The following is a 21,020-nucleotide window of genomic DNA, read 5'->3' as shown; positions in this document are numbered from 1 at the left end:
GCTTAATAGTGGCTTTTTTATGGATTGTTTTTGACAAAATCGTGAACATTTGTTGTAAGCAAATGGAAGGGAGTAAATCATAATAAAGAAGAAAAATGTATTTTATTCCTTTATTAGCTTATAAAGGTGGCGATGGTGTTTACGGTAAGTAAGGGTAATTGTCATTAAGGCTAGACAGTTGCCAAGTCCTTCTAATGAAGGTAAGATGAATTTGAGGTGAAGAAGCGAAATGGAACGACTACAAAAGGTAATAGCGCAAGCAGGAATTGCATCGAGAAGAAAGGCAGAAGAACTCATTCAACAAGGTAAAGTTAAGGTTAACGGAAAAGTCGTGACCGAACTAGGAACGAAAGTGAGTGCGCAAGATAAAGTTGAAGTAAACAACATTCCTCTCGAAAAAGAAACGCCTGCTTACTTTTTATTATATAAACCAACGGGTGTTATTTCGAGCGTAACAGATGATAAAGGAAGAAAAGTGGTGACAGATTTCTTTGTGGATATTCCACAGCGTCTGTTTCCGATTGGCCGATTAGACTATGATACATCTGGTTTAATATTAATGACAAATGACGGAGAATTTGCGAACATTTTAATGCATCCAAAGTATAAGGTTGAAAAAACATATGTTGCAAAAGTAAAAGGTCCGCTAACTGGTGAAAAAATTCGTATGTTAGAAAAAGGTGTTATGCTAGAAGAAGGAAAGACGGCGCCTGCACGTGTGAAAATCCTTTCTTGGGACAAGCGTAAAGAGATTGCAATTGTACAATTGACGATTCATGAGGGAAGAAATCGCCAAGTACGTAGAATGTTTGAAGCAGTTGGATGTAAGGTGATGAAATTAAAGCGGGAGCGTTATGCCTTCTTAGAGTTAGGTAATTTACGCCCAGGGGATGCGAGAGAACTATCTCCTCATGAAGTAAAACAACTTCGTGCTCTTGCTTCAACGAAACCGAGATAGTACGGAGTATAGGATATTAGAGCTTCTATCAGTAAAGAGATCTTTGCTGATAGAAGTGAATACATAGAAAAGTTTAGTATGTGCTAAACTTCTTTATTCAGTTAAGGAAGGAGAGACATCGTGAAGAAAAATAGACTATTGTTTCGTGTAATTATTTTGCTCATATTAGGAGGGGCGCTAGGGTTTACGCTATATCAAAACTTTTTTGTTGACAAAGAGAAAGTGCAAGTAGGAAAAGAAGCACCAAACTTCGTTGCTACGGATTTAGAAGGTAAAAAGATTACGTTAAAAGAATTGAAAGGAAAAGGAGTATTTTTAAATTTCTGGGGAACATGGTGTAAACCTTGCGAGAAAGAAATGCCCTATATGAATGAACTGTATCCGAAATATAAGGAAAAAGGTGTTGAAATATTGGCATTAGATGCAGACGAAACGGAACTCGCTGTGAAAAATTTTGTGAGTGGGTACGGACTGAAATTTCCTGTAGCCATTGATAAAGGACAAGAAATTTTAAATACATATGGTGTAGGACCGCTGCCGACAACGTTTTTAATTGATAAGGATGGCAAGGTTATCGAAAAAATTACAGGTACACAATCGAAAGAACAAATGGAAGAATACTTAAAGAAAATTACTCCATAGATGAGAAGAGTATGGAAAATCTATTCGTACTCATCTCTAGCGGAGGTGCTGTACAAGGATTTTTAGTATCTATCTTAAAATTTCTGAGTATTTAGTTAATTAATCTGTAAAACATAGATACATAGAAATAAAAAAGGCGGTGAAAAATTTGGGACAGGTAAAATGTGATTGTGGTCACGTAAACCCAATCGGTACAATTTTTTGTGAAGCTTGCGGAAAGCCTTTTGAAGATGAGCAGGATGCAAAATTACTAGATATGCGATATGAAGGAAGTGCGCGGCGTTCTATTACGCATACCAAAACAGTGGTAGATAAAATTTGGAGCTTTTTTTCTTCTGTAAAAGTTGGAATATGGCTTATTGTTATTACACTTATCGCGTCTGGAATTGGAACGATATTCCCGCAAGAAATGTATATTCCACCAACTGTCACGCCAGGAGAATATTATGAACAGCAGTATGGTTTCCTTGGGAAATTGTATTATCAATTAGGGTTTAATAACTTATATAGTTCCTGGTGGTATATGATTTTAGTGGCATCTATTGGAATCTCTCTAGTTATATGCAGTTTAGATCGCGTTGTTCCTTTATATAAAGCGCTGAAAAAACAAAGAGTAACAAGACATCCGAGTTTTTTAAAAAGACAGCGATTATATGGAACAGCACTCGCGACAAAAGAAGAGATTGAATGTATGAAAGAGAACTTGAAAAAGAGAAAATACAAAATTCAAGTGGAAGGGGATAATATTTTAGCAGAAAAAGGTCGTTTTTCACGCTGGGGCCCATATGTTAATCATATTGGTCTTATCATTTTCTTATTTGGAACAATGCTTCGTTTTGTCCCAGGTATGTATGTAGATGCATCACTTTGGCTTCGTGAAGGTGAAACGAAAGAAATTCCTGGAACAGACGGAAAGTATTATTTGAAAAATGAAAAATTTATTAAAGAAGTTTATGATAAAAGTAAAGAAAATGAAGTGTTTAATGATGCGATTGATCGAGTTGGAAATAAGATGATTGCGAAAAATTTTCAAACAAATGCTGTTTTGTATAAAGTAGTTGGGAAAAATGTGGCTGGTGAGGAGCCGAAGCTTGAGAAAGTGAAAGACTATAACATTCGAGTAAATGACCCTCTTAAATTTGATGACTATGCTTTATACCAAATCGATTTTAAAGAAGGCGAATTAAGTAAAATGTCTTTCTTTTTACAAAAGAAAGAAGGCGGTCAAAAATGGGGTCCGATTACAGTTGATTTAGCAAATCCAAAAGAAACATACGATTTAGGAAATGGGTATTCTCTACATTTGTTAAGTTATTTTCCTGACTTTTACTTTGATGAAAGTGGAAAGCCAAATACAAAAACGAAGCTTCCTAACAACCCTGCTTTTGTCTTTAAAATGCTTACGCCTGAAACGCCAAATGGAGAAGTGAGTTTTGTTGGCATTCGACAAAATATAGAGCCTGAAGGAAACAACTTATATAAAATGTCTTTTGCAGGTATCGAAACGCGCAACGTTACAGCGCTTACTGTCCGGAAAGATTTAACACTTTGGGTGATCGCTTTAGGAGGCTTTATTTTTATGGTAGGCGTCATTCAGGGGATGTATTGGAATCATCGTCGTATTTGGGTGCAGCGTGTTGATAATGAATGGTGGATTGCTGGTCATACAAATAAAAATTGGTATGGTTTACGAAAAGAGATTGAAAAAGTGCTAGAAGGGACAAATATCCCGCAGCCAAATGATAAAGTAAATGAGAAAAAAATTAGTTAAGGTGGGGAGAGAGTATGGTCGAAATAAGTAGTAATTTCTTATTTACTGCTTTCGTATTGTATTTAATTGCAACACTGTTCTTTGGGGGAGCGATTAAAGAAAAAGGACGAAAGTGGGCAAACATCGGGATCACCATCACAATTTTAGGCTTTGCTGCTCAGACAGTTTATTTTATAACGAGATGGATTGCATCAGGACATGCACCGGTTAGTAATTTTTTTGAGTTTGGGACATTTTTTGGGATGATGATGGTCGGTGCGTTTATTATTATTTATTTTATGTATCGGACAAGTATACTTGGCTTATTTGCACTTCCAGTTGCTATTTTACTAATAGCCTATGCAAGTATGTTTCCAAGAGAAATTACACCGCTTATTCCATCATTAAAAAGTAACTGGCTTCATATTCATGTAACAACAGCAGCGGCTGGGCAAGCTATTTTATCGATTAGTTTTATTACTGGTGTTATATATTTACTAAAAAATATAGATCAGTCAAAAAAAAGCAAGCAAACATTTTGGCTCGAAGCAGTTATTTTTTCGCTTGTTTGTGTAATTGGATTTATAGTAGCGACAACTGCTTTTTCAAGTGCAAAGTATGAAGCGAAGTTTCAATGGGTGAATAAAGATGAGCAGAAAGCAGAAATGGTATATAATTTACCTGCTTTAGTCGGACCTCATGAAGGAAAGTTAGTTACAGCTAATAAATCTGAGCCAGTAATAGAAACTCCAGCTATTATCAATGCGAAAAAATTAAACACTGTGATTTGGTCAGTATTTGTAGGAACGGGGCTCTATATTCTCCTAAGATTAATTTTACGAAAACGAATAGCCGCAGCGATACAACCTGCAGTAAAGAAAGTTGATAGTGAATTACTTGATGAAATTGGATATCGCTCTGTCGCAATCGGATTCCCAGTCTTTACATTAGGTGCATTAATATTTGCGATGATATGGGCACAAATTGCATGGACGCGTTTTTGGGGATGGGATCCAAAAGAGGTTTGGGCACTTATTACTTGGCTCTTTTATGCAGCGTTTTTACATTTACGTTTATCGAAAGGGTGGCATGGTGAAAAATCAGCGTGGCTTGCAGTAATAGGCTTTGCAATTATTATGTTTAACTTTGTAGTAGTAAACTTAGTGATTGCAGGTTTGCATTCGTATGCATAACAAGTATTGGAGTGCAACGAATTTTATTGTGTAGTTCATTATTGCGGTATAAAATAGGAAGGTGACTGTCACTTTCCTATTTTAATTTTGTTAATTTCTTTTCTTTTTTGAGAAAAACATGACAAAGTATGGAGTGATTTTGTAAAATGATGTCGAGGACAACTTGTATAGTTCAGAGAAAATACATATTTTTGGGAAAAATATGAACATATTTTGTTATTTGTGTGAAACATAATGCAAAGGTGAACTTTCCAATCGTGGCGAGGTTTGTTTGTGAAAAGTTATTTCACTTTAACAGGAAATTACGGCTAGCATGTGTCCTATTAATTTAACTAATTCTCATAAGGGAAGTTTGACTGTATTGAAGAAAGGTAGGTGTGAACCGTTGTGACGTATATGTGTACAGCGGATAGCCATGGAAAATGAACTAAAGATTTTAATTGTAGATGATGAAGATCGTATCCGTCGTTTGTTAAAAATGTATTTAGAGAGAGAGCAGTACATCATTGATGAAGCTGACAATGGAGAAACGGCTTTAGAAAAAGCATTGCAAAATGATTATGATCTTATTCTTTTAGACATTATGATGCCTGGAAAAGATGGTATTGAAGTTTGTAAAGGGATTCGTGAGAAAAAGGCAACGCCAATTATTATGTTAACGGCAAAAGGAGAAGAAATAAATCGAGTGCAAGGATTTGAAGTGGGCACAGATGATTATATCGTAAAGCCGTTTAGCCCACGTGAAGTGGTGTTGCGTGTAAAAGCTGTACTCCGTCGTTCTGTTACAACAACATTCTTTACGCAAGATACAACAACAAAAGATGTTACTGTATTCCCGCACTTAACAATTGATAATGATGCACATCGTGTTACAGCGGATGGAGAAGAAGTGAATTTAACACCAAAAGAATATGAATTATTACTATTTTTAGCGAAGGCACCAGATAAAGTGTTTGACCGTGAACAATTATTAAAAGAAGTATGGCAGTATGAATTTTTCGGTGATTTACGTACGGTTGATACGCACGTAAAGCGTTTACGTGAGAAATTAAGTAAAAAATCAGCAAATGCAGCAAAAATGATTGTAACAGTATGGGGTGTTGGTTACAAGTTTGAGGTTGTGAACGATTGATGCTTTGGAAAAGTGTTGTTGGGAAGTTATGGATGACCATTTTACTCCTTGTTTCTTTCGTACTGGGATTTGTCGCTATTTTACTTTCTCAGTTTTTCGACAATTATTATGTGGCGATGGGAGAAACGAGGTTGACAAATGTTGCAACGAGCGTTTCTGAATTAATAGAAGAGGGGGCGGATGAAAAGACGATAGAACATATCGCATATAAATTCGCTGACCCGCTTTCGCGTATTATCATTATTAAAGAGGATGATAAAGTATCTGCTTCTCCGACTCAACAAGGATTGGTAACATTAACATTAGATGATTTAAAACATGACAAAGAGTTGCAAGCTGTATTTACAGAGCGTAAAAAGGTACAAAAAACAAAAAGCGTCCCAGATGAAAAAAACAAGAAGAATCATGAAAATGATATTATGGTCGTTGGTGTTCCGCTAAAATCATCAAAAGATGGTGCAGTTTTTGTATACCAATCGTTACAAGTACCAAAACAGGGAATAGAGAAATCGACAGATTTTATCTTTTTATCTGCGGGAATTGCAATTATTTTAACAACATTTTTTGCGTTTTTCTTATCAACCCGGATTACAGCGCCGCTTCGTAAAATGCGTGAAGTAGCTTTTGAAGTAGCGCGCGGGAAATTTGATGCGAAGGTACCAATGGTTTCGCAAGATGAAATCGGTGAATTGGCAACAGCTTTAAATCAAATGGGGAAACAATTGAAGTTTAATATGAATGCTCTGCAGCAAGAAAAAGAACAGCTTTCTAGCATTTTAAGCAGTATGGCCGACGGTGTTATTACGTTAAATCAAGAAGGAGAAGTTGTTGTAATTAATCCGCCAGCAGAGCGTTTCTTACAAGTATGGCATGAAGAAAAAGAGACAGAGGTAAGTGTAAGTTTACCATCTGAGCTTGTTGAATTGTTCCATTCAGTTGTAGAAAGTGAACAAGAGCAAGTTGTGGAAATTAATTTAGAAAAAGGAAATTATGTTGTATTGATGACACCGCTATACAATCAGACAAAGATTCGAGGGGCTGTTGCGGTACTTCGTGATATGACAGAAGAGCGCCGTCTTGAAAAAATGCGAAAAGATTTTATTGCAAATGTCTCGCATGAATTACGTACACCGATGGTTATGCTGCAAGGATATAGCGAAGCAATTTTAGATGACATTGTTCAGACGAAAGAAGAAGTGCATGAATTTGTGCAAATCATTTATGATGAATCTGTCCGATTAGGGCGTCTTGTGAATGAGTTATTAGATTTAGCTCGAATGGAGAGCGGTCATGTAGAATTACATATATCAGAGGTAGATGTCGTTCCATTTGTGGAAAAGATTGCACGGAAGTTTCAAGGAATAGCAAAGGAAAAAGAAGTACAATTACTCGTTGATTTTCGAACTTCCATAATGCAGCATTCTTTTGATCCTGATCGAATGGAACAAGTGTTAACAAATTTAATTGATAATGCGTTGAGGCATACAAATACTGGCGGTAAAGTATCGCTTATAATTGATGAAAAAAATAACGGAATTGTATTCGAAGTTTCAGATTCTGGAGTTGGTATTCCAGAAGGGGATATTCCGTTCTTATTTGAGCGTTTTTATAAAGCAGATAAAGCTCGTACACGCGGGAAAGCAGGTGGTACAGGCTTAGGGCTTGCAATTGCAAAAAATATTGTGCGAGGACATGAGGGTAAAATAACAGTGTCGAGTGTAGTAGATAAAGGTACAACATTCTCTGTATATTTACCATCAGAAGTATGATGAAAAGCTTATCTTTTTGATAAGCTTTTTTCATAAAGTGAAAACGTGAGCAGCGCGGACTGTATTCTTTAATGAACGCCAATTGAATTTTTCAAGGCAAGTATCTCTTGTCTATTTTCTCTACATCTTGGTTAGCAACAGAAATATTTGTATAGTAAAAAATACATAAGAGAAGGGGGAAAAGTATGAAGCTTTATACAAAAACAGGAGATAAAGGCCGAACAAGTCTTATTGGAGGACGCGTAGATAAAGATGATTTGCGTGTGGAGGCATACGGAACACTTGATGAGGTGAATTCGTTTATTGGGCATGCAATGTCACGATTGCAAGGTGAATTATTTCTAGACATTTATCAAGAACTTGAAAAAATTCAACATGAGTTGTTTGATTGCGGTGGGGATTTAGCGATTGTAAAGAAAAAAGTTCCGTATAAAGTAACGGAGGATATCATCACCTTTCTAGAGGAAAGAATTGATGTATATATAAAAGAAGCACCACCGCTGGAACGTTTTGTTTTACCAGGAGGTAGTGAAGGAGCAGCGATTATTCATGTCGCTCGTACTGTTACAAGAAGGGCAGAACGGTGCATCGTTTCTTTAAAGAAACAAGATGAGATAAATGAACATGTTTTACAATACGTAAATCGATTATCGGATTATTTATTTGCAGTTGCGAGAGTTGTGAATGCTCGTTCTCATGTAAATGATGTAGAATATGAAAGAAGTGCGATTGTGTTTCGAGATGAGGTAGAAAAGAAAGAGAAATAGACTCTTTCTTTTTTTGTATACTTTTTTCTATAATCAACCACAATAGAAAAAGTGTGGTTGATTATAGAAAACGGAGGATTTACAATGAGAGCTTTAAAGATTATATTGTTTTTCTTTTGTGTTTTTTTTATAGGACAAGCAGAAGGTGCTGCTGAAGAAAAACAATGGACGTGGCCAGTAGAGGGACGTATTAGTGATTACTTTGGAACGAGAAATGGAAAGCATTTTGGAATTGATATTGCTGCACCAATAGGCACTTCAATTGTAGCTATGCAAGATGGCGTTGTAACGAAATCTTACTTTTCTGACAGTTATGGTCATGTTGTATTTATTAAACATAGAGATTATGAAGCTGTATATGCACATATGAATAAACGACTTGTGAGAGAGGGAGAAGAGATTTTGCAAGGGCAATTAATAGGACAGGTAGGGAATACAGGACAATCCAATGGTGCGCACTTACATTTAGAAATTCATAAAGGGTCTTGGACGATAGCGAAAACATATGCGGTTAATCCGTTGCAAATGCTTGGGGAAAAACAAAATACGGTAGCATCTGCCTCTGTATATGTTGTACAAAAAGGGGATACACTAGTGAGTATTGCTAAGAAGTTTGGCACAACTGTTGGAGAATTGAAAGTGAAAAATCACTTACAAAAAGATAATATTTTCCCGTCGCAAAAATTACATATCAATTGAAAAAGAGCTAGGAAGGCTAGCTCTTTCGCTTGTTACCAAAAAATAAAGAGGCAAATAAATCCGGCAATAGCTAAATAGCTATAATAATAAAATACTTTCGCTCTTGTTTTCTCTTCTGTTCTAAATAAGACGATAGTAGGTTCAATAAGGCCGATAATTAAACAAAGTAGACCGAGAAACATACAGCCGAGGGATAGTGAATACAAGGCGATTTGGAAGACTGGAAATGGAACAATAATTTTTAATATAAACGCAATTAGTGCAGTGTAGCAAATTGTTCCAATATACATATTTAATGTTGTGTTAGAACGGTAACCTGGCAGTTTTTTTAAAAATGGTCTAGAAACAATCTCTATTTCTAAGGATGTATTAGTTTGAATGATTTTTTCTGCCTTTTTTCCTTGATGAAACAAAGAAAGGATCCAATTTCGCTCTCCCTGAAAGACGAACTGGCTTTTTGTTAAATAATGATCGATTTTGACTTTTTTCCAGCTTTTCCATGGGTGTCGTTCGCAAAGCTTTAGTTTACTGTCTGAGTTTTTATCATATTGGTATATGCTAATTCCGTGTTTATCAAAGGCAGCATAATATGTATCTCTTGAGAATTTTCCTGAGTCAACAGGACAATAGAACAGTAATTCTTTTTTTAAATAGAAATATTCTTTACGAAGATTTTTTTTCATAACTTCTTGAATTGATTGTTTTTTTTCTTTACTCATGACATTTCCTCCATTGTAAGAAAATGCTGTTTTCTTAACAATATCATATATTATCACTTTCACATATGAATGGCTAGAGAATTACCAACATTAAGGGACAAACACGAAAAAACGTTCTTTTTTGTCATATTATTTACTAGTCGTTAGAATGTCATACAATTATTAAGATTTGACTATATAAAGTTTAATAAGAAGTATATAAATAATAATTAAAAAATCCCGTATTTTCAGATAGGCTAGAGGATTTGGATATGATTAGAGATAGTCAGAGCTTTTTTGTCACATGCAGGGATGAAAACAAAATGAGAAAGTGAGTACAAGTCGTCATGTTTTGTTCTATTTAGAGGCGGAAAGTGTTGCACAATGTGAATGAAAAAGAAGCATTTTCATTCACATTGTTTTAAAGTTGTTGTATAATGATGAGGAAAATAGAATATCGGTCTATCTTCGGGGCAGGGTGAAAATCCCGACCGGCGGTGATGAACACATGTATTTGTTCTAAGCCCGCGAGCCGTTAAGGCAGGATTTGGTGCGATTCCAAAGCCGACAGTACAGTCTGGATGGGAGAAGATGGAGGTTCAAACGTTCAAAAAAGATAAGTACTTGAACGTCTATTTGATGTGCCTAAAATTTCTCCCTTTGCGTTTCAGATGCAAAGGGTTTTTTCATGGTAGAATATTTGGGCATAGCAGAACCTTTCCACTTTCCATGAGATGATCGATGGAAAAGGAGAGAGAAATATGAAACAACAGAAAAGTGTAGTGAAAATGATGAGCATTGCGATGCTAAGTAGCATTGCGTATTTGCTAATGATGTTGGATTTTCCATTTCCAGGGTTACCACCGTTTTTGAAAATTGATTTTAGTGATGTTCCAGCATTAATTGTAGCAATTATTTTTGGACCGCTTTCAGGTGTAATTGTAGAAGCGATTAAAAACGTTCTTTATTATGTCATCCATGGAAATTTAACGGGAGTGCCAGTAGGGGAAGTGGCGAATTTTATCGCTGGATGTCTCTTTATTCTTCCAGCATCTATTTTGTTCCGTAAACATCGCACAATTAAAAGCTTAACAACTGGATTGATGTTAGGTGCAATTTGTATGACACTTATTATGAGTGTACTAAATTATTTCATCATTTTACCAGCATACACTTGGTTCTTGGGTCAACCTGCTATGTCTAGCGGTGCAATGCGTCAAATGATTGTGGTGGCAATTTTACCTTTTAATTTAATTAAAGGAATTATCGTAACAATTGTTTTTGTTCCTTTATTTTCCAGATTAAAAGTATGGGTGTTTGCAAAAATGGAAAATGCATAAAGTGAAACTTTAATCAGTGTGGGGGGCTTCATCCCCCACTGATTATTAGCCCTCACCAATTGGGTGCATGCCAGCAGTTTATCTCCCACCGAACATTCTAGCCACTGGAACTGGACAATGCTTTCGCCGAATTTTGAGGTGGGAGTATGACTGCCCGCGAATAGCGGGATAAATAGAAGATTTGGCATTAGTGGATATTTTTCTGCTAATGCCTTTTTATTCTGTAAAAGTCTGATTGCTGAGAGGTTTTCATTTGTTTAGAAGGGGAATTATTTTTTAATTAAAAAAATAACCCTCATTTTTTGAGGGTTATTTCTGGAGACTATTCAAATTTTAATGCGTCGCCGTCGAATGCTTCGTCTGCCACTTTAATAGAATCTGTTGGGCAACCTTCAAATGCATCCATCATATCATCGATTAATACGTCTGGAATTTCAACGATACCTTGGTTATCGTCTAATGTTACGAATGCAATACCTTCATCATCGTAATCATAAATATCTGGTGCAGCAGCTCCGCAAGCTCCACATGCAATGCAAGTATCTTTATCAACAATTGTATATTTTGCCATCTTTGAATTACCTCCTCGAGAATATGTATAAAAAAACACTGATAAAAATTCTAATCCTATTGTAAAACGGTTTTTATAACTTTTCAATACAAAATTATAATGATAATGCTTATCAATTAAAATTGTCAACTAATTTCTTTAGTCATTCATGGTGTTTTTAAAATATCTAAATAAGTTGCATTTTGTTACAATGGAAGTAGAAGTAGAGTGAAAGGATGGAAGCGGCATTGCAGCTACAATATACTGTACTATACTGTTTAAAGCAATTAAAAGGTGAACGGACAGTTTCTTCCATTTATCACCTTTTAAAAGGAAAGCGTTCTTCACAAACATTTCAGGATGGGAATATGTTTTATCTTTCTTTTTTATTTGGTGTATATAAATCTTTAAGACGTCATGATTATGATAAACAGATTGAAACATTATTAAACGCACAACTTATTACATGTGTACATGAAAATACTTACATTTTATCTGAAGTAGGAGAGAAACAATTAAATGAATGGGAGAAAACATTCTATTTCCCGAAACATTTACATGGCCTGCAATACGGTGAACTTGGAGAGAGTTTTTGGAAAAGATTATCCTTAATTATACAAACTGTATCAAATTTGCAACAACAATATGTGAAATTTACTCCAATTCAACAAGATACAGAAATTACGATATGGGTAAAACGATTTATTATGAGCTCCTCTGTTTCAAGAGAACATTTAGCGAAACAGTTATATAAAGAAATAAGTTTAATATTAAAAAATGTGACTTCTTTAGAAGCAACAATTTTTGTGTACCGTCTCACAGGGTACCGACGTATTGGTTATACAACAAATCAGCTTGGAGATATGATGAAGCAAGAGGCACTTCGCATATACTTTTTATTTTGGGGAACAATTCATTTCATCATTCAACAAGTGCACAATCATAAGCAACAGTTTCCATTGTTAACAGAAATCATTGCGTATCCAAATGAAAAAGCAGATTTATTTAGTATATCAACACAAAAAACGTATCAATTATGGAAACAAGGAAGAAATATGGAAGAAATTGCGCGGATAAGGAAATTGAAAGTTGCAACAATTGAAGATCACATTGTAGAAATTGCATTACGTGAGAAAGAATTTCAGGTGGAGCAATTTATAGAAAAAGAAAAAATGAAGCAAATACAGAACATGATTGAGAAGTTACAAACACGGAAGCTGCGAATATTAAAACAAGCTGCCGGAGAGCATGTTTCCTATTTTGAGATTCGTCTTGTATTAGCGCGAGTAGGGGGATTACATGAGACTTGAAGATATTTTATATCAGTGGTTTGGCTACCGAACATTTCGCCCTGGGCAAAAGGAAGTCGTTGCAGATTTATTAAAGGGAGACTCTGTTGTAGCGATGTTGCCAACTGGAGGCGGAAAATCGCTTTGTTATCAGCTGCCAGGTCTTGTACAAGATGGAACGGTACTGATTGTTTCGCCATTATTGTCATTAATGGAAGATCAGGTTACACAATTAAAATATATAGTGAAAAATCAAGTTATAGCTCTTAATAGCTTTCGGACAATAATAGAAAAAAAAGAAGCGATGCGGCAGTTGCGTTCCTATAAATTTGTATTTGTATCTCCTGAAATGTTGCAATCAGATATGTTGCTAAAAGAACTACGAAAAATTCATATTTCTTTATTTGTTGTGGACGAAGCACATTGTATTTCTCAATGGGGATATGATTTTCGAACAGATTATAAAAAGCTAGATCAAGTTATTGCATCAATGGGTTACCCACCCGTTCTAGCTTTAACAGCGACAGCTACGAAAGAAGTATTACAAGATATTATCGAAAGCTTACATTTGAAAGATGTGAAGCAGCACTTATATTCGATTGATCGTCCTAATATCGCTATGAAAATCGAATTTGTAGAAACGATTCAAGAGAAAAAAGAATCATTATTATCTTATGTGAAATATTTACAAGGGCCTGGGGTCATTTATTGTTCAAGCCGGGCTTGGACTGAACGCCTTGCAGCGTATTTAAGAGACCAAGGTATTGATGATGTTGCATATTATCACGGGGGAATGGAACACGAAGAACGGATGTTAATTCAGCAACAATTTATGAACGATCAACTGCAAATTGTTGTCTGTACAAGTGCATTTGGTATGGGAGTAAATAAGCAAAATACACGATATATTATTCATTTCCATTATCCAATCAATATAGAATCTTATTTACAAGAAATTGGACGAGCAGGCCGTGATGGAGAACCGAGCATTGCTATTTTGTTATGTAGCCCGCTTGATCATGATTTGCCGCTCTCCATTATTGAAGAAGAATTACCAAATGAACAACAAATTCGTTTTTTATTTTCTTTATTGCGAGAAACAACGTCACAAACGAAAGCGTTATCCTTAGAGGATATAGAAGATATTTGCTATAATGCAGCGGGGTTAAATGAACAATACTGGAGATTTATTCGATATCATTTCGAAAAAATGAAAATCATACAACAAAGACAATTGATGACTGAATTCTTGTCAGATGAGGCGGAGCAGAAATTGATTACAGAAGTGAGAACGCGGCTTAATAATAAATATGGCCAACTAGAAACGATGAAAGAATGGATATGGCGAACAGATTGTAAAAGAGAAGCAATTCTTTCCCAATTTGGATATGCAAAGGAAATACAGCCGGAAAATTGCTGTAATCATTGTGGGATTCATATGGAAGATTATAAAAAAAAGCAAGCGAGACAACCTATTTTCGACTATAATTGGGAAACAGAGTTACAATTGCTTTTCGGATTTAGAGGGAAGGAATGATGGATATACGTAAGAAAAGTATTGAAGACATAAGCCCAAAAGAAATCCGACTGAATTTATATATTACACAAGCAATTGTTATATGTGTGGGAATACTATTAGCGTATACATTCTTTCCGAGTATGGATACATTTTGGGATTTGTGGTCCTGGAATTTTTCATCTGTTTTTTTTATAGGTGGAGGAGTAGCTTGTATTATTATTTTGTTGGATTATGTTGCAATGCATCTTTTTCCCGAATCGTGGTTTGATGACGGTGGAATCAATGATCGTATGTTTCAAGGTATGTCTGTTTTTCAAGTGTTGGCTGTTACTCTTTTAATTGGAACAGCAGAAGAATTCTTATTTCGTGGTGTGATACAAACATATTTTGGTTTAATGTTTGCGAGTGTGGTATTTGCCGTTTTACATGTTCGCTATATTACTAAGCCGTTTTTATTTTGTTTTGTATTGCTGATTAGTATTGTATTTGGTTATGTGTTTCAATATACAGGGAATTTATTAATTACAATTTTTGCGCATTTTTTAGTCGATTTCATAATGGGGTTACAATTAAGAAATCAAACGAAAGATGGTGGTGACCAAGATGACGACGAGGCAGACAACAGAGTTTGAAGAGAATATGGAAGAGTCAACGCAAACAGAAATAGAAGGTTTACCGCCGCGTAGTGAAGTTCATAAAGACAAAAAAGAAAAAAAATCAAAATTTAAAATAAAGCATTTTTTTGTTCGGATTTTAACAGTATTGTTTATCCTTCTTCCGATTGGGATTTTGTGGTATACGGAGCGTTATATTGCAGAAAAAAACGGGAAATCAAGTGCTGATTCTGAACATAGTGCATTTGAAATTATTTTTTACAATTCGAAAAAGAAAACAAATCATGAATCAAAGTCATCCTCATCAGAGACATTTCAGTTTCATACAGTAAAAGAAGGAGAAACTTTGGAAGAGATTGCAAAGAAATATTTTCCGAACGAAGATGGAATAGCAATTATAAAGAAATACAATGAAGTAGCAGGAGAATTAGAGCCAGGACAGGTGTTGAAAATTCCGAAGAAGACAGAATCAGAACAGAACAAGTAAAAAGGAAATTTGATCCTGCTATTCGCAGACAGTAAGCCCCCCAGCTCATGATTATGAGGAATTTGAAGAAGAGAGGTGGGGGATAACTGCTCTGTCGTATCAATCTTATTTTTACAGAAAGTTATTGTTCTCTCTTCATAAATTGATGTAGTTATATTCTGTTAAGAAGAAAGATGGGGAAAGAGTATGACATGGGTAGTGTTAGGTTGTTTCATTATATGTATTGTAATTGTTTGTTTTATTATGATGTATAGAGAAGCGATACGTGATACATTGGTAGAGCACACCATAACATTTGCGAATTTTCCAATTAGTTTTGGAGAAGTTCGAATTTTTTTTATTTCAGATATTCACAGAAGAGTGGTATCTCAATCTTTAATAAAGAAAGTAAAAGGAAAAGTAGATCTTGTTATTATAGGTGGGGATCTAGCGGAACGAGGAGTACCTTTATCACGTGTAGCTGATAATATTAAACGGTTAAATGAAATTGGACAAGTATATTTTGTTTGGGGTAATAATGACTATGAAATTGATTTTCACGAATTAGACGCGTTACTTCTTCAAAATGGCGTGAAAATTTTAGACAATACAGGGACTTTATTTGAATCGGAGCTTGGAGAAAAAATATGGTTACTAGGTGTTGATGATGTGGGTTTGAAGCGTGATCGATTAGATTTAGCATTAGCAGATTGCGAAGAAAAGGGCTTCCGCATACTTGTGAGCCACAATCCTGATATTTTATATAAATTAAATGGAACGGAACGTATTTCCTGTATACTAAGTGGTCATACGCACGGTGGACAAATTCGGTTATTTCATGCTACAAGTTTTTTGAAAGGTGGCATTTATGAATATCCACATACAACTTTGTTTGTAAGTAATGGTTATGGAACAACATTTGTACCATTACGGTTTCGAGCTCCTGCACAAACGCATTTGATTACATTACGAAGAAAAGATTGACGCTGTTTTTTAAGGTGGGAAGATATATGCCAAATTCAACCGGTAAATATAATATTAAAGCCATTTCCAATATGCTCGGGATACATCCAGGAACATTGCGGGCTTGGGAAAGGCGATATCAAATCATTACACCGAAGCGTAATGATGCTGGACATCGTTTATATACGGAAGAACATGTTCAAATTTTTAAATGGCTTATTAATAAACTGAATCAAGGTTTTACCATTGGACAAGCAGTAAGTTTATTAGAAAATAATCAATTACAAAATCACAATTTATTAGAAAAAGAATATAATAAAGTAGAACTTTTAGTAGACGATATCTTGTATTCTTTGTTAAAATTTGATGAAATACAAGCTCTCGAATTATTGAACGAAGCTTTTAGCATTTTTTCTATAGAGAAAGTGATTACAGATGTGTTCATAAAATTACTGGTCAAGTTAAGAGAGAAACGCTTGAATGAAAAAATAACTAGTGCAGAGGAACAATATGCAATTTCTCTTTTACAATCACGTATAGGAGCGATTTATTATAGTATACCCGCGAATACAGGAACATCGAAGGTGCTTTCTATATGTGTTCCAGGAGAAATACAAGCTCTCGAATTATTTATTTTTACAACATATTTACGCCGAAAAGGTTATCCAACAATTTATATTGGGACAGGCATGGAAGAAGCCGGCATTCATGATGTAATTACACGAGTAAATCCTAAATTGCTGTTTATTTCTTGTACAATGCAAGAAAATATAATGGGAAGTGTTCAACTTGCAAAGAGATTGCATGAGCAATATAAAAATCTTTCTATCGGACTTAGCGGTTTTGCTTTTAGGTTTGCTTGTAATGAAGAAAAAGAAGAGATTTGTAATTTGTTTGTTGGGGATACGACAGAAGAGTGGGATGAATGGTTAAAAATGTCAGAATAGTTGTTCGAAGAGAACCATCTATTTTCTGTTTCATATAATAAAAATTAGATGCAACGGTTGCGTAAGGAGGTTACGGGATGAGGCTGGAACGTTTAAATTATAATAAAATAAAAATCTTTCTAACGTTCGATGATTTGTCAGAACGTGGGCTCACGAAGGAAGATTTATGGAAAAATGCTCCTAAAGTACAACAACTATTTCGAGATATGATGCAAGAAGCAAATAAAGAGCTCGGCTTTGAAGCGGATGGTCCAATTGCAGTGGAAGTGTTCTCATTACAGGCACAAGGTATGGTTGTTATTGTTACAAAAGAAAATCAAGAGTTAGATACGGAAGAAGAATTTCAAGATGAATTTATTGAAATGCAAGTTACTCTTGATGAGAGTGAGCATATATTATACGAATTTACTTCGTTAGAAGATATAATTGCATTAGCTGGGCGTTTATATAGTCTTGGAGTTACAGGCGGAAAGCTTTATGGTTGGCAAGACCGTTTTTATTTATGGTTAGAAGAAGAGACAACTACGTTATTGAAAGAAGATATGATTGCTATTTTAGCAGAGTTTGGTAGCTCTTCTACAATTACAATTTATCGAATGATGGAATATGGAAAAGAGCTTATGGCGAATGACGCAATTAAACAAATCCACAAATACTTTATCGCAAAAGAAAACCTCAGCTAAGTGATATAGTTGAGGTTTTCTTTATATAAAGTATTTAAACATTATATTATATAAAAAAATATTAACTTTTTACGTATTTCGCTTTTCTAAAAACAACATAAATACTATAATGATATTGAAAACGTTTGCAAAAATAAAAAACGTTTGCATATATTTGTTAGCGTTTTCTCTTGCATTCCTATTTTAAGAGTGTATACTAGGCAATGAAGGTTTACTAAACAAGTGAAATTACAGGGGGTTTACTTACTATGGTAGCCGAAAAGGGAGCTCAAACACAAACACAACAAAGAGAACAACATTTTGAACTGTTGAATTCGACGCAAATTGTTATTAAAGAAGCCTTAGAAAAATTGGGTTATCCAAACGAAGTATATGAATTACTTAAAGAACCGATTCGTATGATGACAGTGAAGATTCCAGTTCGTATGGATGATGGAACTGTTAAAATATTTACAGGATATCGCGCTCAGCATAATGATGCTGTTGGTCCGACAAAGGGTGGTATTCGATTCCATCCGAATGTAACGGAAAATGAAGTGAAAGCACTTTCAATTTGGATGAGCTTGAAATGTGGTATTGTTGACCTACCATACGGTGGTGGTAAAGGTGGTATCGTTTGTGATCCACGTGAAATGTCTTTCCGTGAGTTAGAAAGATTAAGCCGTGGCTATGTAAGAGCAATTAGTCAAATTGTAGGGCCAACAAAAGATATTCCAGCTCCAGATGTATTTACAAATTCACAAATTATGGCATGGATGATGGATGAATATAGCCGCATTGACGAATTTAATTCACCTGGATTTATTACAGGGAAGCCACTTGTATTAGGTGGATCTCATGGACGTGAAACAGCGACTGCAAAAGGTGTAACAATTTGTATTCGTGAAGCAGCGAAGAAACGTAATATTGATATTAAAGGTGCACGTGTTGTTGTACAAGGATTCGGAAATGCAGGTAGCTTCTTAGCGAAGTTTATGCACGATGCGGGAGCAAAGGTAATCGCGATTTCAGATGCTTACGGTGCACTTCATGATCCAAACGGTCTAGACATTGATTATTTATTAGATCGTCGTGATAGCTTCGGTACAGTAACGAAATTGTTCAATAATACAATTTCAAATAAAGAGTTATTAGAACTAGATTGTGATATTTTAGTTCCAGCTGCTATTGAAAACCAAATTACAGAAGAAAATGCAGCAAATATTAAAGCGAAAATTGTTGTAGAAGCAGCAAACGGTCCTACAACGTTAGAAGCAACGAAAATTTTAACAGAACGTGGCATTTTACTTGTTCCAGACGTATTAGCAAGTGCTGGCGGTGTAACAGTTTCTTACTTTGAGTGGGTACAAAATAACCAAGGTTACTACTGGACAGAAGAAGAAGTAGAAGCTCGTTTAGAAAAAGTAATGGTAAGCTCGTTTGATTCTATTTACGAAACAGCGCAAATTCGTAAAGTGGATATGCGTTTAGCAGCTTATATGGTTGGGGTTCGTAAAATGGCAGAAGCAAGTCGTTTCAGAGGCTGGGTATAAAGTGAAACTTCCATCAGCGGGGGGCTTCTTCATCCCCCACTGATGGTTAGTTGAACCAATCGGGCTTTAACGGGCAGTTATCCCCCCTATCTTCTTCGATTTTCTCTCAATCTTGAGGTGGGGGTTTTACTGCCCGTTAATGCGGGATAAACCGATTATTGATTATGAAAACCGCAATTTCCTCAAAGGAAGTTGCGGTTTTTTGTCGTAATTAGATTGCAAGATCAAGTGAAAGTTGCATTCGTTTTTCTACTGATGGTTAGTTGAAGCAATTTAGAAAAGGTGATAAGGGAAAGTGGGGGAGCATAGTGCAAGTAGATCTAATGAAACGAGTGGTTGAATTAGAACAACAAATTATGAATTTAGAAAAGAAGTTAGAGGAAAAATATCGCCTCTTCAGCTGCTAGGAGAAGCACTTGCTTCTCTATTATTCGGAATATTTATTATCGGTCCACTCATTGCAGGTGTATGCGCAATCGTTGTATTGATTGTGAGTTACATGAACTTGTAAAAAAAAAAGAACGCTTGTTCTACCGGAACGTTCGTGCTATACTCTCCTTAGATAGAAAAACGGGAATAAAGTGAAAGTTCCACAGTGAGAAATTTATTCGTTATTCATTGATGGGAAGCATTTGCTAATTATAAAGGAGAGATTTTAATGAAAACGACTGCAGAACAACGTTTTATGATGCCAACACATGTAGTGGAGCGAGTTGAAAGTTTACGTAAGAAGGATGTGAAAGGATCTTCCTTCTTACATACAGTGAATCGTTTTTTTGGTTTAGAAACGAAGCAGGATGAAATTTGGTTTTATGGTTTCTATACTGTAGTGGTAAGTATGCTATTATTTATGGTATTTGTTTCAAATATGATGGATTTTCTGTTTTCATAATAATGTTTGCGATAGGGACACATCATCTGAATACATATAAGATTAGGGAGATTATTCTATAAGAGCGGAGATGATGCGAATGGCGAAATTTCCTATACAGCGAAATTATATTAAACATGGAAGCTCAAGGTCAGGCCTGCCACTTTCAAAAGTTCGCTTTATTGTCAGTCATGATACAGGGAATCCAGGTAGTAATGCGATTGGAAATCGAGATTATTTTAATGAAGTGCAACCAAAAGCTTCAGCTCATACATTTATTGATGATAAAACCATACTTGAGATTATTCCAATCAATGAAGTAGCCTATCATGTTCGATACAACGTTCCAATAGATAATGATATATATGGTTACAATGCTAATAGCGCAGCAATTGGTGTTGAACTTTGCTACGGTGGTAATATAAATTTTTGGGATGCGTATACACGTTTCACTTGGTATCATGCCTATTTGTGTCATAATTTTGGATTGAATCCAAGGACAGACATTGTTTCACATAAAAAACTTGATCCTACACGTAAAATTGACCCGGAACGTGTATTAAATATTCAAGGTATACCTTTTAAGCAGTTTTTAGCAGACGTCTATCGCATGTACGTATCGTATAGATGACAAATAT

Annotated in this window: 21 protein-coding genes and 1 riboswitch; of the genes, 19 read left to right on the top strand and 2 right to left on the bottom strand. The window is 35.4% G+C overall.

Translation table 11 applies throughout. The features are described 5' to 3' along the window. Positions 1 to 229 precede the first annotated feature (229 nt). The 8 genes from rluB to AB1280_RS10490 all read left to right on the top strand — a co-directional run bounded on the left by rluB (position 230) and on the right by AB1280_RS10490 (position 8,910). Complete coding sequence (gene rluB / locus AB1280_RS10525) at positions 230 to 958, top strand: 23S rRNA pseudouridine(2605) synthase RluB (RefSeq protein WP_272189571.1); 729 nt, start codon at positions 230 to 232, stop codon at positions 956 to 958. Between the two features lie 120 nt (positions 959 to 1,078). After that, entirely contained in the window at positions 1,079 to 1,600 is a 522-nt protein-coding gene (resA, locus tag AB1280_RS10520; protein ID WP_272189570.1) for a thiol-disulfide oxidoreductase ResA, read from the top strand. A gap of 148 nt (positions 1,601 to 1,748) precedes the next feature. Further along, positions 1,749 to 3,371, top strand: coding sequence for a cytochrome c biogenesis protein ResB (gene resB, locus AB1280_RS10515; RefSeq protein ID WP_429755779.1), 1,623 nt, complete (start codon positions 1,749 to 1,751; stop codon positions 3,369 to 3,371). Positions 3,372 to 3,385: 14 nt separating this feature from the next. Further along, positions 3,386 to 4,543: a c-type cytochrome biogenesis protein CcsB gene (gene ccsB, locus AB1280_RS10510; RefSeq protein WP_429755778.1), complete on the top strand. Its 1,158-nt coding sequence runs from the start codon at positions 3,386 to 3,388 to the stop codon at positions 4,541 to 4,543. A 415-nt stretch (positions 4,544 to 4,958) separates the two neighbouring features. After that, the gene (gene resD, locus AB1280_RS10505; protein WP_272189565.1) at positions 4,959 to 5,675 is read left to right on the top strand and encodes a DNA-binding response regulator ResD; all 717 of its coding nucleotides are present in this window, start codon (positions 4,959 to 4,961) and stop codon (positions 5,673 to 5,675) included. 32 nt (positions 5,676 to 5,707) lie between these two features. Further along, complete coding sequence (locus tag AB1280_RS10500) at positions 5,708 to 7,444, top strand: ATP-binding protein (protein WP_429757329.1); 1,737 nt, start codon at positions 5,708 to 5,710, stop codon at positions 7,442 to 7,444. 185 nt (positions 7,445 to 7,629) lie between these two features. Continuing rightward, a complete protein-coding gene (locus AB1280_RS10495; protein ID WP_429755777.1) occupies positions 7,630 to 8,211 on the top strand; it encodes a cob(I)yrinic acid a,c-diamide adenosyltransferase in 582 nt (193 codons plus the stop codon). Positions 8,212 to 8,295: 84 nt separating this feature from the next. Next, positions 8,296 to 8,910 carry a peptidoglycan DD-metalloendopeptidase family protein gene (locus AB1280_RS10490; RefSeq protein WP_429755776.1) on the top strand — a complete coding sequence of 205 codons (615 nt, stop codon included), beginning with the start codon at positions 8,296 to 8,298 and terminating at the stop codon, positions 8,908 to 8,910. 32 nt (positions 8,911 to 8,942) lie between these two features. On the opposite strand, the gene AB1280_RS10485 is transcribed toward AB1280_RS10490, so the two are convergent. After that, positions 8,943 to 9,629 (bottom strand): hypothetical protein, encoded by a 687-nt coding sequence (locus AB1280_RS10485; RefSeq protein WP_272189560.1) that lies wholly within the window; start codon positions 9,627 to 9,629, stop codon positions 8,943 to 8,945. A gap of 439 nt (positions 9,630 to 10,068) precedes the next feature. Then, positions 10,069 to 10,205: riboswitch (FMN riboswitch) on the top strand. Between the two features lie 164 nt (positions 10,206 to 10,369). Between AB1280_RS10485 and AB1280_RS10480 the strand changes: the two genes are divergently transcribed. Continuing rightward, complete coding sequence (locus AB1280_RS10480) at positions 10,370 to 10,948, top strand: ECF transporter S component (RefSeq protein WP_272189559.1); 579 nt, start codon at positions 10,370 to 10,372, stop codon at positions 10,946 to 10,948. 322 nt (positions 10,949 to 11,270) lie between these two features. On the opposite strand, the gene AB1280_RS10475 is transcribed toward AB1280_RS10480, so the two are convergent. After that, positions 11,271 to 11,519, bottom strand: coding sequence for a ferredoxin (locus AB1280_RS10475; RefSeq protein WP_017152544.1), 249 nt, complete (start codon positions 11,517 to 11,519; stop codon positions 11,271 to 11,273). A 227-nt stretch (positions 11,520 to 11,746) separates the two neighbouring features. Here AB1280_RS10475 and AB1280_RS10470 point away from each other — a divergent pair, with 227 nt between their 5' ends. From AB1280_RS10470 to AB1280_RS10425, 10 genes are all read left to right on the top strand, one after another. Next, complete coding sequence (locus tag AB1280_RS10470) at positions 11,747 to 12,808, top strand: helix-turn-helix domain-containing protein (RefSeq protein WP_429757328.1); 1,062 nt, start codon at positions 11,747 to 11,749, stop codon at positions 12,806 to 12,808. After that, a complete protein-coding gene (locus tag AB1280_RS10465) occupies positions 12,798 to 14,324 on the top strand; it encodes a RecQ family ATP-dependent DNA helicase (protein ID WP_429755775.1) in 1,527 nt (508 codons plus the stop codon). Before AB1280_RS10470 ends, AB1280_RS10465 begins: the two co-directional genes overlap by 11 nt. Continuing rightward, on the top strand, positions 14,324 to 14,938 hold the full coding sequence (locus AB1280_RS10460; protein ID WP_429755774.1) for a CPBP family intramembrane glutamic endopeptidase: 615 nt from the start codon (positions 14,324 to 14,326) through the stop codon (positions 14,936 to 14,938). Before AB1280_RS10465 ends, AB1280_RS10460 begins: the two co-directional genes overlap by 1 nt. Beyond that, on the top strand, positions 14,910 to 15,407 hold the full coding sequence (locus AB1280_RS10455) for a LysM peptidoglycan-binding domain-containing protein (RefSeq protein ID WP_429755773.1): 498 nt from the start codon (positions 14,910 to 14,912) through the stop codon (positions 15,405 to 15,407). Before AB1280_RS10460 ends, AB1280_RS10455 begins: the two co-directional genes overlap by 29 nt. A gap of 186 nt (positions 15,408 to 15,593) precedes the next feature. Continuing rightward, positions 15,594 to 16,370 (top strand): metallophosphoesterase, encoded by a 777-nt coding sequence (locus AB1280_RS10450; RefSeq protein ID WP_429755772.1) that lies wholly within the window; start codon positions 15,594 to 15,596, stop codon positions 16,368 to 16,370. 26 nt (positions 16,371 to 16,396) lie between these two features. Next, entirely contained in the window at positions 16,397 to 17,296 is a 900-nt protein-coding gene (locus AB1280_RS10445; protein ID WP_429755771.1) for a MerR family transcriptional regulator, read from the top strand. A 77-nt stretch (positions 17,297 to 17,373) separates the two neighbouring features. Beyond that, positions 17,374 to 17,979 (top strand): genetic competence negative regulator, encoded by a 606-nt coding sequence (locus AB1280_RS10440; protein WP_272189550.1) that lies wholly within the window; start codon positions 17,374 to 17,376, stop codon positions 17,977 to 17,979. 248 nt (positions 17,980 to 18,227) lie between these two features. Continuing rightward, entirely contained in the window at positions 18,228 to 19,511 is a 1,284-nt protein-coding gene (gene gudB / locus AB1280_RS10435; protein WP_272189549.1) for an NAD-specific glutamate dehydrogenase, read from the top strand. 658 nt (positions 19,512 to 20,169) lie between these two features. Continuing rightward, entirely contained in the window at positions 20,170 to 20,403 is a 234-nt protein-coding gene (locus AB1280_RS10430; protein WP_272189546.1) for a DUF3961 domain-containing protein, read from the top strand. 79 nt (positions 20,404 to 20,482) lie between these two features. Then, positions 20,483 to 21,013, top strand: a complete 531-nt coding sequence (locus AB1280_RS10425; protein WP_272189545.1) for a peptidoglycan recognition protein family protein — start codon at positions 20,483 to 20,485, stop codon at positions 21,011 to 21,013. Positions 21,014 to 21,020 lie beyond the last annotated feature (7 nt).

Source organism: Bacillus sp. S10(2024), from assembly GCF_050473865.1.
Lineage (GTDB): Bacteria > Bacillota > Bacilli > Bacillales > Bacillaceae_G > Bacillus_A.
This window is presented reverse-complemented; position numbering and strand designations above follow the sequence as displayed.

Bases quoted from the DNA above. Each gene is read 5' to 3' on its own strand.
- rluB (WP_272189571.1), top strand. From the start codon at position 230: ATGGAACGACTACAAAAGGTAATAGCGCAAGCAGGAATTGCATCGAGA.
- ccsB (WP_429755778.1), top strand. From the start codon at position 3,386: ATGGTCGAAATAAGTAGTAATTTCTTATTTACTGCTTTCGTATTGTAT.
- resD (WP_272189565.1), top strand. From the start codon at position 4,959: ATGGAAAATGAACTAAAGATTTTAATTGTAGATGATGAAGATCGTATC.
- AB1280_RS10500 (WP_429757329.1), top strand. From the start codon at position 5,708: ATGACCATTTTACTCCTTGTTTCTTTCGTACTGGGATTTGTCGCTATT.
- AB1280_RS10495 (WP_429755777.1), top strand. From the start codon at position 7,630: ATGAAGCTTTATACAAAAACAGGAGATAAAGGCCGAACAAGTCTTATT.
- AB1280_RS10490 (WP_429755776.1), top strand. From the start codon at position 8,296: ATGAGAGCTTTAAAGATTATATTGTTTTTCTTTTGTGTTTTTTTTATA.
- AB1280_RS10485 (WP_272189560.1), bottom strand. From the start codon at position 9,629: ATGAGTAAAGAAAAAAAACAATCAATTCAAGAAGTTATGAAAAAAAAT.
- AB1280_RS10480 (WP_272189559.1), top strand. From the start codon at position 10,370: ATGAAACAACAGAAAAGTGTAGTGAAAATGATGAGCATTGCGATGCTA.
- AB1280_RS10475 (WP_017152544.1), bottom strand. From the start codon at position 11,519: ATGGCAAAATATACAATTGTTGATAAAGATACTTGCATTGCATGTGGA.
- AB1280_RS10465 (WP_429755775.1), top strand. From the start codon at position 12,798: ATGAGACTTGAAGATATTTTATATCAGTGGTTTGGCTACCGAACATTT.
- AB1280_RS10460 (WP_429755774.1), top strand. From the start codon at position 14,324: ATGGATATACGTAAGAAAAGTATTGAAGACATAAGCCCAAAAGAAATC.
- AB1280_RS10455 (WP_429755773.1), top strand. From the start codon at position 14,910: ATGACGACGAGGCAGACAACAGAGTTTGAAGAGAATATGGAAGAGTCA.
- AB1280_RS10450 (WP_429755772.1), top strand. From the start codon at position 15,594: ATGACATGGGTAGTGTTAGGTTGTTTCATTATATGTATTGTAATTGTT.
- AB1280_RS10445 (WP_429755771.1), top strand. From the start codon at position 16,397: ATGCCAAATTCAACCGGTAAATATAATATTAAAGCCATTTCCAATATG.
- AB1280_RS10440 (WP_272189550.1), top strand. From the start codon at position 17,374: ATGAGGCTGGAACGTTTAAATTATAATAAAATAAAAATCTTTCTAACG.
- gudB (WP_272189549.1), top strand. From the start codon at position 18,228: ATGGTAGCCGAAAAGGGAGCTCAAACACAAACACAACAAAGAGAACAA.
- AB1280_RS10430 (WP_272189546.1), top strand. From the start codon at position 20,170: ATGAAAACGACTGCAGAACAACGTTTTATGATGCCAACACATGTAGTG.
- AB1280_RS10425 (WP_272189545.1), top strand. From the start codon at position 20,483: ATGGCGAAATTTCCTATACAGCGAAATTATATTAAACATGGAAGCTCA.